At 44.9% G+C, this 13873-nt stretch carries 14 protein-coding genes; 5 read left to right on the forward strand and 9 right to left on the reverse strand.

The annotated features are described in order from the left end of the window. The first annotated feature begins 88 nt into the window (after positions 1-88). On the forward strand, positions 89-766 hold the full coding sequence (locus LDX50_RS24455; RefSeq protein ID WP_225698907.1) for a Crp/Fnr family transcriptional regulator: 678 nt from the start codon (positions 89-91) through the stop codon (positions 764-766). Here the strand turns inward: LDX50_RS24455 and LDX50_RS24460 are convergent, their stop codons facing one another. The 6 genes from LDX50_RS24460 to proS form a co-directional block, all read right to left on the reverse strand. After that, positions 767-1360 (reverse strand): TIGR04282 family arsenosugar biosynthesis glycosyltransferase, encoded by a 594-nt coding sequence (locus LDX50_RS24460; RefSeq protein WP_225698908.1) that lies wholly within the window; start codon positions 1358-1360, stop codon positions 767-769. Then, positions 1353-1856, reverse strand: a complete 504-nt coding sequence (locus LDX50_RS24465) for a rhodanese-like domain-containing protein (protein ID WP_225698909.1) — start codon at positions 1854-1856, stop codon at positions 1353-1355. The genes LDX50_RS24460 and LDX50_RS24465 overlap by 8 nt, the downstream gene beginning before the upstream one ends. Continuing rightward, positions 1840-3159: an MptA/MptB family glycosyltransferase gene (locus tag LDX50_RS24470; protein WP_225698910.1), complete on the reverse strand. Its 1320-nt coding sequence runs from the start codon at positions 3157-3159 to the stop codon at positions 1840-1842. The genes LDX50_RS24465 and LDX50_RS24470 overlap by 17 nt, the downstream gene beginning before the upstream one ends. Beyond that, positions 3134-4627, reverse strand: a complete 1494-nt coding sequence (locus LDX50_RS24475) for a glycosyltransferase (protein ID WP_338030007.1) — start codon at positions 4625-4627, stop codon at positions 3134-3136. Before LDX50_RS24475 ends, LDX50_RS24470 begins: the two co-directional genes overlap by 26 nt. Continuing rightward, positions 4603-5286 (reverse strand): glycosyltransferase family 2 protein, encoded by a 684-nt coding sequence (locus tag LDX50_RS24480; protein WP_225698911.1) that lies wholly within the window; start codon positions 5284-5286, stop codon positions 4603-4605. Before LDX50_RS24480 ends, LDX50_RS24475 begins: the two co-directional genes overlap by 25 nt. A gap of 69 nt (positions 5287-5355) precedes the next feature. After that, on the reverse strand, positions 5356-6834 hold the full coding sequence (proS, locus tag LDX50_RS24485) for a proline--tRNA ligase (protein WP_225698912.1): 1479 nt from the start codon (positions 6832-6834) through the stop codon (positions 5356-5358). Positions 6835-6964: 130 nt separating this feature from the next. Here proS and LDX50_RS24490 point away from each other — a divergent pair, with 130 nt between their 5' ends. Together LDX50_RS24490 and LDX50_RS24495 are read left to right on the forward strand one after the other, a co-directional pair. After that, positions 6965-8374 (forward strand): hypothetical protein, encoded by a 1410-nt coding sequence (locus LDX50_RS24490; RefSeq protein WP_225698913.1) that lies wholly within the window; start codon positions 6965-6967, stop codon positions 8372-8374. A 22-nt stretch (positions 8375-8396) separates the two neighbouring features. Next, positions 8397-9944 carry an OmpP1/FadL family transporter gene (locus tag LDX50_RS24495; RefSeq protein ID WP_225698914.1) on the forward strand — a complete coding sequence of 516 codons (1548 nt, stop codon included), beginning with the start codon at positions 8397-8399 and terminating at the stop codon, positions 9942-9944. A 5-nt stretch (positions 9945-9949) separates the two neighbouring features. Here the strand turns inward: LDX50_RS24495 and LDX50_RS24500 are convergent, their stop codons facing one another. Genes LDX50_RS24500 through LDX50_RS24510 form a run of 3 tightly spaced genes read right to left on the reverse strand, consistent with a single transcriptional unit; the run spans position 9950 to position 12093 of the window. Continuing rightward, positions 9950-10468, reverse strand: coding sequence for a shikimate kinase (locus LDX50_RS24500; protein ID WP_225698915.1), 519 nt, complete (start codon positions 10466-10468; stop codon positions 9950-9952). Further along, entirely contained in the window at positions 10446-11549 is a 1104-nt protein-coding gene (locus tag LDX50_RS24505; RefSeq protein ID WP_225698916.1) for a BT_3928 family protein, read from the reverse strand. The genes LDX50_RS24500 and LDX50_RS24505 overlap by 23 nt, the downstream gene beginning before the upstream one ends. Beyond that, positions 11539-12093, reverse strand: a complete 555-nt coding sequence (locus LDX50_RS24510) for a DUF1599 domain-containing protein (protein WP_225698917.1) — start codon at positions 12091-12093, stop codon at positions 11539-11541. The genes LDX50_RS24505 and LDX50_RS24510 overlap by 11 nt, the downstream gene beginning before the upstream one ends. A 38-nt stretch (positions 12094-12131) precedes the next feature. Between LDX50_RS24510 and folP the strand changes: the two genes are divergently transcribed. After that, complete coding sequence (folP, locus tag LDX50_RS24515; protein WP_225698918.1) at positions 12132-12998, forward strand: dihydropteroate synthase; 867 nt, start codon at positions 12132-12134, stop codon at positions 12996-12998. Beyond that, the gene (cdaA, locus tag LDX50_RS24520; RefSeq protein WP_225698919.1) at positions 12995-13873 is read left to right on the forward strand and encodes a diadenylate cyclase CdaA; all 879 of its coding nucleotides are present in this window, start codon (positions 12995-12997) and stop codon (positions 13871-13873) included. Before folP ends, cdaA begins: the two co-directional genes overlap by 4 nt.

Here is a 13873-nt window from a genome sequence, read left to right on the forward strand (position 1 = left end):
CGTAACAATCAGTTTGTAATTTGCGATATGTACAACCGGGACAGATTTGAAATATACACTGATTATCAGCAAATTATTATGAGGAAATATGGAAAATAATGAGCTCTGGTTTTTCGAAGATGTAAATCTCTTCAATATTATGTGCCCGCATAAGACGGCCGGAATGGCTGATAAGCATGAATTTACCCGGTATCGAAAAAATCAGTTCATTTACTTCCCCAACGACCAGGCGCGGCATATTTATATGATTGCAGAAGGCAGGGTGCGCATCGGCTCCTACCTGGATGATGGTAAAGAAATTGTAAAAGCTATTTTGACTACCGGCGAAATATTTGGTGAACTTGTTCTGGCCGGTGAAGATAAAAGAAATGACTTTGCTCAGGCCATGGATGACAATACCACAATCTGCCCTATCAGCATCGATGAAATGAAAGAATTGATGGCAGAGAATAAGGAATTGTCATTTAAGATCTACAAACTCATTGGACTTCGAATCCGAAAACTGGAAAAAAAAGTTGAATCCCTTGTCTTCAAGGATGCACGGACCCGTATCATAGAATTTTTACGGGAAGCCGCAGCATGGAAAGGCAAAAAAGTAGGTTTTGAAACCATGATACCAACTAAACTAACCCATAAGGATATTGCCAACCTCACAGGTACATCCAGACAAACCGTAACTACTATACTCAATGAGTTGAAGGATAAGAACCTCATCTATTTCGATCGGCGCAAGATTCTCATTCGGGATCTCGACAAACTTGCCTGATCACATTAACCCGGAATCCTTAAGATCTTCAGCCTCATCAAGATCCTTCAGAAGCCGGGTTTGCGACACAGACAATCCCAAACCCTGTATTTTATCCATAGTAACATGAAAAACCCGCGAATGGCTCCAATGATCCAGGTTCAACACTTGTGGATGAAAGCGCGTCATTCCAATCAGGTAATACCCACCATCCTTGGCTGGCCCGATTACAACATCATGATCCTTCAGTTTTAAAAAGGCCTCGTTCAGAATTTCGGTTGAAAGATCCGGAATATCGGACCCTACCAGGACAGCCTTCTTATAACCCGCCTTGAATGAATTTTCAAAGGCATGCTGCATACGCGAACCCAGGTCATCACCCATTTGCGCAAATCGCGAAATATTCTGAATATTCCATTCATCTTCGGAATCTACGAAGCTGGAATAATAAAGATGAACATCATAGTCAATGCCGGAAAGTGTTTCCCTCAGTTTAGACAGTAAGCGCAGATAAATCGCCAACGCGACCTCATCCCCAAACGCTTTTGCAATCCGCGTTTTTACCTTTCCGAGCTCAGGATTTTTAAGAAAAACGATCAGTACTTGATCAGTCATATATTTTTGTTCCATTCAGCATCCAGCGCGACCAGGACTTGTTATAAGTATGAATACTGTCGGTTACCTGCTGTTTCAAATTCACAACCTCAAATCCTTCATTCTTCCACTCGAATATTCCGCCGTAGAGATTCAGGACATTGGTAAACCCCTCTTCCTTTAGCTTTTCCCCAATTTTTTCACTGCGGTAACCTACTGAACAGTAGACAACGATAAGCGTATCCCTGGGCAATCCGGAAACTGCCTCGAAACTAAATTCATCGTAGCTAATGAATTCTGCATTTCTGATATGACTCACTTCGTATTCACGCGGTGAACGTGTATCCAGCAAGACATAGGGTGAATCCAACGAATTCAGCTCTTCCGGTGCAATATACGGTACAGACTCTTTAAGGAGTCCCTTCAGCATAATATCATATTCCTTTTCACGGTTCATACACCCTGCAACAAGTAAAACAATGGCGCAGATAATAAACAGACTATATCCCCTTCGCATTTAAAATTCTTTTCGTTCGAAAATCCCATATAAGCGCAATCAGCAACACACCGTATTCCAAAATTATCCAAAAGGCAGGTATCTCATATCCATTGTCATCATAGCCGAAATAGCTGAACATTGCGACAAATGACCATATGAATGCATACCTGTAGTTTGTAAAAACCAGGAGTCCCACGATCGGGGTAATATACCACGGATGCACCGTTGTAGCTAATAACAGGTAAATAGTTAGAATGATCCCAAAAGATTCAAATAAATCAAGCCTGGCTACTTTCCTGCGCCACCAGGAATAAGTCATGATAATTGCGAATGTTACCATGCCCAGAAACGGACCGATAAAGGCTATATCATTATATCCCTTCCTCCAAAAACCGATTTCACGTATGACGTAGTAAAGGCTTGCATTGAATTCAAACTTTTTGAAATACAGACTTAGGCTTTCAGACATCCCCGAAAACAACCCATATGAGACCATTGGAAGCCCGGCTAAAATAATGATGCCTGCAAAAGCACTGAAAAATATTAACCGCTGTCTGAAGGATTCCCGAAAAAAAAGAATGGGCATAAAAATCAAGGGGACAAGTTTTACCAGTACAGAAGCGCCAAATGCAACTCCAGAAGCAACGCTGCTTCGGTCCAGCATCCAGACCATTAAAACCGTCAGAAACAGTGCGGCCCCGTCGAAATGAAGATTCCCGGTAATTTCAAGAATGATCATCGGATTCAGTGCATACAAAAGTAAATTTCGGTTATCCTTCTTTCGGGAGTATAATAGATAGAACGTGCCCGACTCAGCTAAAAGCAAAATGCCCCGCAGGAAAACAACATTACCAATCACCGACGTACCCGCCACCTTGGCAGAAATGAGGAATAGATATTGTAAGAGCGGTGGGTAAACAGTGAAATAATTCTGACTATTGAGTAATCCATAGAGGTGCTCAGACGTACCTGGCGGAAAATCTCCTGACGCCGCAATTGCTGAAGGCAAACGCTCGAACGGATCTAAACCGTTGGCCAACAGCTGGCCGTCCCAGATAAACCGGTAAATATCATCAGACAGATTAGGCATCATAAAAATAAGCACAGCGCGTAATACAATACCTGCGTAAATCAGATGAAGAAGATTCACATCGGAACGATACAAATACCAGCATGCAAGAAATCCGGGCACAAGAAACAACATCAGTTGAATATGTTGTGTACGATCTGTAAAATAGCCGAGACCTGCGACACTGCAGGCCAAAATGAGAAGCGCGAATACTTTCGCGAAACGGTTATGATGAAATGGATGTGCCCCCATGAATTGATTTCACCGACTGATAAAACACAAATCCGAAACCGAGCATCAGCATTAAATGGAAAAGCATAAGACCCGGATCACCTGCCCGGAATCCGCTTAAGAGGCCGAAACCGAAATACAGTGTAAGAAATCCCTCGGCGACCGTTCGCCAGGAGAATCCTCTTTTAACGTAACGGTTGTTCTTCCACGAATCTGTTGAATTAAGGATATTAAATTTAGGTGTACGTAAAAAAGGGGTTTTCCTCCCGAATAATCCCTCCAGAACTGCCATTCCATTGTGAAGTGAAAGACCCATGGATACAATCAGAAAAGGGAAGAAATTTAGAAAAAAGTATCCTGCCGAACGTTCCGGGTGCAACGATTTTATGGCTGTCCAGTAAAAATATGCGATCGAAAAGAACCCAATCAGAAAAATACCTCCCACATGGAAAAGGATATTCAGCTCGGGATGAGACTCTCGAATAAATATGACAGGGATACTTACCAGACCGGCGAGTAACAAGGCCACAAAAACGGAACTGTTCAGCAAATGAAAAAAAGCATGGAATTTGGAGGTTAGTGACATTGGCGACCGAAGAACCTTTCCGAGATTTTTCCGGGCGGTTTCAGCAGCTCCCTTGTTCCATCGGTATTGCTGACTTTTAATAGCCGGCATAATCACAGGTAATTCAGCAGGAGCGACATTGTACTCAAGATAGTGAAACTCCCAACCGTTGAGCTGCGCCCGATAGCTAAGATCAAGGTCTTCGGTAAGGGTATCGGCCGACCACCCGCCCGCATCAATGATACATGCCTTTCGCCAGATACCTGCCGTACCGTTGAAATTAATAAAGCTTCCAGCATGGCTTCGGCCAGACTGCTCGACAGTAAAGTGCGCATCAAGTCCGAATGCCTGCAGGCGTGTTAGCAAGGAATAATTCTCATTGATATGTCCCCAGCGGGACTGAACCACTCCGGTTCGTTCTGTAAAGCTGGCCAAAGACGTTTTAAGAAAATCAGCCTGCGGCAAAAAATCCGCATCGAAAATGGCTATAAATTCACCCTTTGCCATGCCCAGTCCGTATTCAAGTGCACCGGCTTTAAAGCCTGTGCGGTCGGCCCGTTGAACATGAACGATGGGAATTCCTCTCTCCTGCCAGAATTCAATACGTTCCCTGATGATTTGAACTGTTTCATCTGTTGAATCATCCAGAACCTGAATCTCCAGGCAGTCTGCCGGATAATCAAGATTGCAAATACTATCAATTAAACGAGCTGCAACATAGCGTTCATTGTAAACCGGTAGCTGAACCGTAACAAATGGAAACGTTTCCAATTCTGAATTCCCTGAAGTTCTTTCTTTTTGTGCTTTGCGATAATGCCAGGTAAGATGGAGCTGTCCCAGGCTGAACAAAAAGATGAACAGCAACGACAGCATGTATATGATCAGAATGATAATTTCCATCATCCGTAGGTAAAGAGCGTCCACAAAATTTTATATCCAGCCATGACCGTCCCTTTCAAGGTACCCGATACTTTTGAAAAACCAATCCTTTTCCGGTACCGAACGGGCACTTCTGTAAAGCTGAGTCCCTGTTTTGCTGCCCTGATCTGCATTTCAACGGTCCACCCGTAATTCTTGTCCTGCATTCCAAGTTCAAGAAGACGATCGAACCGAATAGCCCGGAACGGTCCAAGATCTGTAAAACGGGCACCATATTTCCAGTACAGGATGCGCGTAGCCAGCCAGTTACCGAAAACCTGCTGGGGCGTCATGGAGCCTCGTTCACGGTCACCCAGTGCACGCGAACCGATCACCAAATCTGCGTTTCCTGAAAGAATGGGCCCTATAACCATAGGCAATTCCTCTGGATAATCGGAATAATCAGCGTCCATAAATACCACAATATCAGGTCTAACCGGTTTCCCGGCAAGATATTCAATTCCGGTGAGGCAAGCCTTTCCGTAGCCGGGAACAGATTCATCAAGAACCGTGGCACCTGCCTTTTCAGCTACCGAACGGGTATTATCCGTCGATGCATTATTTACCACGACTACCTCATCGACAATTTCCATGGGAATCTCCGACAGCACATGTGCCACACTTTTTTCCTCGTTGTACGCCGGAATGATTACTTTGACGATCATGCCCTCTGTAAACAAGAATTAGTCGGAATAGGTTGCCTTGAAAAGTCCCGGTGCCGACAAAACATCGGATTAATATGCCCGGGCGAAGAGAACACGCTGTTTCGAGGGCTTACCGCTATACATACATTTTCCGCCTTCGGGTTGGTCAGTATCTATAGGAATACATCGGATCGTTGCTTTGGTCTCCTCCTTGATCTTCTCTTCGGTTTCGGGAGTACCATCCCAATGAGCCCAGATAAACCCGCCCTTTTCGTCCAGCAGATTCTTAAATTCCTCGTAATTATCTACAAAATGTGTGTTTTCTTCGCGGAAAGCCAGCGCCCGCTTGTAAATGTTGGCTTGGATGTCATCCAGTAAGGCCACAACATGATCCACAACCTGATCGAGGGGAACGGTCTTCTTATCCCTGATGTCACGGCGGGCCACTTCAATGGTACCATTCTCCATATCCCGGGGGCCCATAGCCAAACGCACAGGAACTCCCTTCAATTCATACTCAGCAAATTTCCATCCGGGGGTTTGGGTATCCCTGTCATCAAACTTAAATGAAATACCGCGTGATAAAAATGCATCCCGAATAACGTTGATCTTCTCCCGAATCGCTTCGAGCTGTTCGGGCTGCTTGAAAATAGGTACCGCAACCACTTGAATCGGTGCGAGACTTGGAGGTAATATAAGGCCGTCATCATCCGAATGAGCCATGATCAACGCCCCCATGAGACGGGTGGATACACCCCAGGAAGTACCCCAGACATACTCAAGTTTACCATTCTTGTCAGCAAATTTTACGTCGAATGCGCTCGCGAAATTTTGCCCCAGGAAATGCGAAGTGCCGGATTGCAGTGCCTTTCCGTCCTGCATAAGGGCCTCAATACAATAAGTATCGACAGCTCCGGGAAATCTTTCACTCTCTGTTTTTACTCCCTTGATAACAGGGAGAGCCATAAATTTTTCAGCGAATGTGGCATATACGTTCAGCATTTGAAGCGTCTCCTCAACTGCCTCCTGTTTTGTGGCATGAGCTGTGTGACCTTCCTGCCACAGAAATTCAGCTGTGCGCAGAAATAATCGGGTCCGCATTTCCCAGCGCACTACGTTTGCCCACTGGTTGATCAGAATGGGCAGGTCGCGATAGGACTGTATCCAGTTCTTATAACTGTTCCAAATCACGGTTTCGGATGTGGGCCGAACAATGAGCTCCTCCTCCAGTTTAGCCTCCGGATCCACGATTACTCCGGATCCGTCTTCCGCATTCTTTAAACGGTAATGGGTAACGACGGCACACTCCTTAGCGAAGCCTTCAACATGGGCAGCTTCCTTGCTCAGATAGGACTTTGGAACAAAAAGCGGGAAATATGCGTTAGAATGACCCGTATCTTTAAACATTTTATCAAGAGCTGCCTGCATTTTTTCCCATATGGAATATCCATAGGGTTTAATAACCATGCAGCCCCGAATGGCGGAGTGTTCAGCCAGATCGGCTCGTTTCACCAGTTCATTATACCACTGAGAATAGTCTTCGCTTCGTTTTGGTAATCCCTTGGCCATTATTTTTGGTACAGTTTTTGATTATTTGTTACGTAGGAAAAGAATTATGCGGCAAATATAAAGATTACGAGATCCTATTTTGGCATTTGCCGTTTAATAAATTAAGTTTATATAACGAAAGGAAAACATCATGAAAGCCCCAAAAACAAAATTCAGTGTTATTCTGGCTGCTTTTTTCGCATTTGCGGGAATAGCTCAGGCGCAGGAATATGATGACATGTACTTCACGAAGAAGGACCGAAAGGCCCTTAAAGAGAAGGAAATGAACATTAATCCTAATTTATCCAATGCGCAGGCCGAAAAAACAAGCGAATACGTGATCAAAAATGAAAACGCGTATTCTGAAGAACATGTAAATCCGGAATATCTGGCCCGATATGGGAATAATGAGACCGGAAATGCACAGTATTCAGATGATGAATACTACACTGAAGGCGGAAATGCAGGAGATGATTACCAGGTTCCAGTGGTCAATAATTATTATGTGAACACAAATCCCGGTTTTTACGATCCTTTCTATTCCGGTTTTGGCGGATGGGGTTATCCCTATAATTCATGGTACGTTCCTGCAAGATGGAGATTCAGTGTTGCTTTTGGCTTCGGTTGGGGCTGGGGCGGCGGATGGGGTCCGTCATGGGGATTTGGTCCTTCATGGGGCTGGGGTCCTTCGTGGAATGTAGGTTTCGGTTACGGATGGGGTAGTCCCTATTACGGCTGGGGTGGAGGATACTGGGGTAATCCTTACTACGGCGGTGGATTCTGGGGATATCCCGGATATGGCAATGTTGTGATCGTTAACAACTACGAGTCAAGATATAATCGCACGTTCAGAAACGGAGCAGGTCCTTCAAGAGTGACCGGAGCCCGTGAAAGAACTGCAAACGGTTCAGACGGCCGATTTACCAGTCGTACCGGTGACAGCTATGGAAAAGCAGGCAACAATTCGCGTGTCGCTTCTTCTACTGCTACACGCAGATATATAGATCCGAATAATTCCGCGTCGAGAAATCGCGCTACAACCCAGGCGGATTATCACCGCAGGTCCGTGGCCTCTTCGCGATCTGTTTCCAACGATGTGGTATCACGTTCAGTGAGTTCAAGAAACTCATCGGCATCGAGGTCGACAGCATACACAAGTCCGCGATCCAATTACTCTACCCGTACACGTGGCAGTGCCTATACGTCAGGTTCAACTTCTCGCGGGTCGTCTTACGGAAGGACTTCAACGCAGTCTTCTATGCCTTCGTACAGAACTCCTTCATCGAACTCTTACCGTTCAGGTAGCAGTCCTTCTTACAGAGGTTCGTCACCTTCAAGAAGCAGCGGATCCTCGTACAGAGGTTCGTCACCTTCAAGAAGCAGTGGCTCTTCTTACAGAAGTTCGTCTCCATCCAGCGGATCTTCTTACAGAAGTGCACCTTCCTCTAGTGGAGGATCGTACAGGAGTTCCGGAAGCTCTAGTGGCTCAAGCCGTTCATCCGGCTCGAGCGGTGCTTCGAGATCTTCAGGATCTTCAGGAAGTGTACGCAGGGGAAACTAGTATTACTTTAAACAAGTAGGTCATGAAAAAATTGCTTATAGTAATAAGCCTGGGAATGGTGTGCACTATTGGGTCGGTTCAGGCTCAGGATGCCACAGATTTCCCGGCAACGGCTTTAGAAATTACGAATACCTATAATGGAGGTTCCGCCCGCCTGCAAGCACTGGGCGGTGCCGGAACAGCCATCGGAGGTGACATCAGCACGGCGCACCTCAATCCCGCCGGCCTTGGATTATATAACCGATCGGAGTTTTCATTTACCCCTTCGATGAATTTCATCACATCTGAGGCTGACTACCTTGGGGTTCGCACGATGTCCTCCATCAATAATTTCAATATGGCTAACATCGGGGGCGCTATACATCGCCCCATCAATAAGGATAAGTGGCTGTCAGGAACGATCGGGATTTCGGTGAACCGAATTGCGAATTTCCAGAACAGTATAGTCTACATTGGCGATAATGCTGAAAGGGATTTTATCGATTTTTCTGTTGATAGCGATAATTTCTTTAACGGACTGTCCCGAAATGATCTTTCAGACCTGGCATATAATACTTTTATGACTGATGATTTCTATTCGATTTACCAGGGACAGGAAACGATTTCCATCAACGGTTTTGATTATAATGTCATAGACCTGTATGGGCCGAATGTACAAATTGGCGACAGCCTTTTCTTTGTCGATCGAAATACCTACCGAGGAAATGATCTTGGCTTCCCTACACAGGAATTCCCTACACGGCAATCGGAAACAATCAGAACACGGGGTGGTGTGTATCAAACTTCCCTGAGTTATGGTGCCAACTATGATGATCGTGTATACCTCGGTATCGGGGTGGGAATACTAACAGTAAGGAAAGAAGTCGAACGAACTTACCGTGAAGAGCCTACGGCAACAGACTTGATTAATATGACCCTCACCGATGATTATCGACTGAGTGGAGTTGGTGCTAATATTACGCTTGGCCTGATCGTAAGGCCCATCACACCCCTGATGATTGCCGCAAGCTATACCTCGCCATCGTGGTATGCACTTGAGCAATCCAGGGAAATAGCGATGTACGCCAATTTTGATAATGAATTAATTGAAGATGGCTTCATTTATCCTTCCTTCCAGTATAATCTTCAGACACCGCACCGATTCAGGGTTGGTGGAACATTTATCCTCGGAAAAGCAGGATTCATCACAGCTGAAGCAGAGAATGTAAAATTTGCAAATGCGTCGCTTTCAAAACCTTCAGAGGGCGCCTTCACAAGTGATAATAATTATATCAATAATACTTATCAGGATGCGCTGAACTTCAGAGGCGGGGCGGAAATCAGATTGGCAATTTTCAGGATTCGTGCCGGTTATGCATTTTTCGCCGATCCTACAGATGATGGTATCGATAACGAGCATTCACAATTCTCCGGTGGCGTTGGAATCCGTACAAAAACATTCTTTGCCGATCTGTCAGCGGTGACAAATATCAATCAAAAATCTGTAATCGTACCCTACCCAACAGCAGAAGCTGCCAGCGTAAATACGGATATGACGAGAGTATCCCTTACTATCGGGATGCTGTTCTAAAAACTTTATTGCTTTGTAAAGAAACGATCGATCTCTTTCTGAAGATCGGTCGTTTCGCTTTTTATATGAATCCTGGCTTCACAGTACCAGTTCTTCCTTTGTGCAAATGTTTGTTTAAGGGTTCCGTACAAATCATTGGTATTGTCCAGCAGTGGCCGTCCTTCACGATCCCGGAGTCTGTTGTAAATGGTTAATAAGGGTGTATCAAGAAAAATGGTGAGACCGGCATCATTCATGACATCGGCATTATCAAAAAAACAGGGGGCCCCGCCACCGGTGGCAATTACCCCTGTGGTCTTTTCACAAATAGACCGCAGAGCCTCCTTTTCAAGCTTTCGGAATTCGTCTTCACCCTGTTCTCTGAAAATCTGCGGTATTGATTTCCCGGCTTGCGCAACAATCCAGTCATCCATATCAGTGTAGGTACAGGAAAGCTGTTCGGCAAGCTTCCGTCCAAATGTCGACTTGCCGGAGCCGGGCATACCCCAGATAAAAATTTTGTCAGAGTTTGGATTGAAGCTCATCAGGTTCAGGTACATCATTGGCGTGCCACTTACCCACTACGACCCCGTCTTTCAGCAACATAATACCGGGATTTGAACGGATCATTGCCTTCAACACCGTTGCGTCGAGAAAATAGTAAGGAACGGCCAGCTGGTGCTCATGCCGGTAATTCTCAAAGGCATCCGGCCCTGAAGACGTGAATGCCATAACATCAAATTTTCCCGGGGCAAATGCTATCAATTCCCTGATCGCCTCAAGTGATTCATCATCCGATTTTGAAACATCCTGAAACAACAGCAGCAATTTTATCCCCTGAAATGATTCCTCCGTAAAATCATTCCCATCCAGATCCACTACCTGGTAATCTGTAATCTTCGGAGTAGAGGCTTTTTCATTTAAAATGGTCGCATCAATGTATTCATAACCGTCTTCCGGCATGAGATATTTTTCAGATGTTACCTCCTCTCCATCTTTTAAAAACCGGTATTCAACGATCGGATTTTCCTCGGCGATCATATTCTGAGGAATGCTGTTTCCAATTTTGTACGGCCTGAAATCTATGTAAGGCAAATGTTCTATGGCATACCACCCTACAAGCACCGACAGGAGACCGGCAAATGCTACTATGGTGCGATTTACCCCTGTTCGGAAAGAAGGAATAAAACGCTTCCGGTGCCAGAACAAATGCAAAACAAATACCATCAGTATTAAGTCTTTATAGAAAGACTGCCAGGGAGTAAGTGGAATCGCATCTCCGAAACACCCGCAATCCGTTACCTTGCCGGTGTATGCCGAAAAGAATGTAAGGCCAGTAAAGAAGATCATCAGAACCAATAACACTACGGCTGTATAACGCATGCGGTAATTCAGCAAGACGGCAACTCCCAATACAATTTCAAGTACAATGAGGAAAAGAGAGATCCCCAGTGCCCAGGGTATGAAAATACTGAAGAGCGGACTGAAGGAATCTGCAAATACCGTAAAGTATTCTTCCAGCTTGATCTCTGTGCCGATGGGATCATTCAGCTTTACCAGCCCCGAAAAAATAAAGAGTGAACCAACAAAAACGCGTGAAAAGGTATCGATCAATTTATTCAGCATCACTGGCGTAATTTAACTTTATTAAACAAAATACGGCGTAATTGATCATATCCTGGTAGTTAGCCCGTACCCCTTCAGACACCAGGGTCTGTCCCTGATTATCTTCAATCTGCTTCACACGAAATAGTTTCATGAGAATGATATCGGTGATGGAACTCACACGCATATCGCGCCATGCTTCTCCATAATCATGATTTTTCTGCATCAGGAGATCACATGTTTCACTTGCGATTTGATCATACATGGGCTCGATCTCTTCAAACGGGATTTCAAGATTCTCACTATCCCCAAGGTCAATTTGCATTATGGCAATGATGCAATAATTAATAATCCCGACAAACTCATCTTCTATAGCATCACCCACCTTCTGTTGACCCTTTTCCTGAATGGATCTGATGCGCTGAGCCTTAATGAAAATCTGATCGGTGATCGAGGGAACCCGAAGTATTCTCCATGCTGTTCCGTAATCCCTTGTTTTTTTTTCAAAGAGATTTTTACACTTTTGAATAACTCGCTGGTATTCAGCTACTGTTTTTTCAATCAATTTTTATTGCTATATTTTAAATAAAACCTTTTTTCGAGGTGGGCCAAGATACGCTATTTTCAACTAAAAAAACACTCAGGATCGGCGGAAATCTGCTTTCTTTCGATTCACCGAAAGTGATGGGGATCCTGAATATTACCCCGGACTCCTTCTCAGATGGCGGGGAACTGGATTCCTCTGATGCCCTGTTGCTCCGTGCCGAAGAAATGCTGAATGCGGGAGCAAGTATTTTGGATATTGGCGGATATTCTACCCGTCCCGGTGCCGATGATATCTCTGAGAATACCGAACTGGAACGTGTGATTCCGGTAATTCAAATGTTGAGAGAGACATTCCCGGATGCCCTGCTTTCCATTGATACTTTTCGCTCCAGAGTAGCGGCAGAAGCCGTCACTGCAGGCGCCAATATGGTCAATGATATCTCAGGAGGTTCACTCGATCAGGATATGTTCTCAACCATTGCTGCACTTGATGTACCGTATGTGCTTATGCATATGAAAGGAACACCTCAGACCATGAAAAATGAGGCGCATTATGAAAATATGCTCACCGAAATGCTGGAATATTTCAGAAAAAAACTGGAACAGCTGGCAGGCCTCGGTGTAACCGAAATCATACTTGATCCAGGATTCGGTTTTGCCAAGAATATTGACCAAAATTATTATTTGCTCAAAAATATGAGCTATTTCAAGTCTTTAGGATTACCTTTACTAACCGGTATTTCTCGCAAGTCCCTGATCTTTAAATTACTGAACATAGAGCCCCGTGACGCTGTAAACGGGACATCTGTTTTGAATACATACGCCCTGATGGAGGGGGCCTCTTTACTGAGAGTTCATGACGTTAAGGCTGCGATGGAATGCATAAAACTGACTGAGAAAATAAAAAATACAGTACTGGCTTGATTTATTTGTTTAGCATCGGATTCCTTGATATCAGCTGGGTCGACATGATCGATATAACCCTGGTAAGTATCCTGTTGTATCAGGTGTATAAACTCATGCGCGGTAGTGTCGCCGTGAAAATTTTTCTGGGGGTTTTAGCACTGTACCTCATCTACCTGATCGTACGCGCTGCGCAGATGGAACTTTTGGGCTCCATTCTTGGTCAGTTCATGGGCTATGGTGTCCTTGCTGCTATTATCCTCTTTCAACCTGAAATCCGGAAATTCCTGCTGCTGATCGGTAAATCAGCCGACTTTAAATCACTGGATGGCATCCGTAGTTTTTTCAACTGGAAAAGGAGCCGGAAGGAAGAAACCTTCAACATTACCCCGGTGATCGAGGCAGTTAAAATACTGGGAGGTACCAATACCGGGGCCTTGATCGTTTTTTCAAGAGATTCAGCACTGAAATTTTACTCCGAATCAGGTGATATCATTGACGCGGTGCTCTCCAAAAGACTACTTGTGTCTATTTTCAATAAAAACAGTCCGCTGCACGATGGCGCCGTTATTGTGTACAAGGGTAAAATAAAAGCAGCCCGATGTGTGCTCCCTGTTTCTGAAAGTGATAGCCTTCCTGCTCAATTCGGATTGAGACATCGTGCCGCACTCGGTATGTCGGAAGTGACCGATACAACCGTTCTGGTGGTATCAGAAGAAAGCGGGCAATTCTCACTGGCGCGAAACGGGCGGCTCGAACACAATCTTTCTCCCCAGGAACTCAGAAAGGGCATCAATGAATACTTAACCGCTGAAAAAGAAACAGCCATGGAAACCATGGCTGAAAATTCTACTGAAACATCTGTGGTGGCTAAAGAAGCCAATGCCGGTGCCTGA

This window comes from Fulvivirga sedimenti (genome assembly GCF_020328055.1).

What these genes read in the sequence shown, in the direction of transcription:
- LDX50_RS24480 (WP_225698911.1), bottom strand. Translation starts at nt 5,286, where the DNA reads ATGATCGTCAAAGTAATCATTCCGGCGTACAACGAGGAAAAAAGTGTG.
- LDX50_RS24465 (WP_225698909.1), bottom strand. Translation starts at nt 1,856, where the DNA reads ATGCGAAGGGGATATAGTCTGTTTATTATCTGCGCCATTGTTTTACTT.
- LDX50_RS24500 (WP_225698915.1), bottom strand. Translation starts at nt 10,468, where the DNA reads ATGAGCTTCAATCCAAACTCTGACAAAATTTTTATCTGGGGTATGCCC.
- LDX50_RS24460 (WP_225698908.1), bottom strand. Translation starts at nt 1,360, where the DNA reads ATGACTGATCAAGTACTGATCGTTTTTCTTAAAAATCCTGAGCTCGGA.
- LDX50_RS24470 (WP_225698910.1), bottom strand. Translation starts at nt 3,159, where the DNA reads ATGGGGGCACATCCATTTCATCATAACCGTTTCGCGAAAGTATTCGCG.
- LDX50_RS24490 (WP_225698913.1), top strand. Translation starts at nt 6,965, where the DNA reads ATGAAAGCCCCAAAAACAAAATTCAGTGTTATTCTGGCTGCTTTTTTC.
- proS (WP_225698912.1), bottom strand. Translation starts at nt 6,834, where the DNA reads ATGGCCAAGGGATTACCAAAACGAAGCGAAGACTATTCTCAGTGGTAT.
- LDX50_RS24505 (WP_225698916.1), bottom strand. Translation starts at nt 11,549, where the DNA reads ATGCTGAATAAATTGATCGATACCTTTTCACGCGTTTTTGTTGGTTCA.
- LDX50_RS24455 (WP_225698907.1), top strand. Translation starts at nt 89, where the DNA reads ATGGAAAATAATGAGCTCTGGTTTTTCGAAGATGTAAATCTCTTCAAT.
- LDX50_RS24495 (WP_225698914.1), top strand. Translation starts at nt 8,397, where the DNA reads ATGAAAAAATTGCTTATAGTAATAAGCCTGGGAATGGTGTGCACTATT.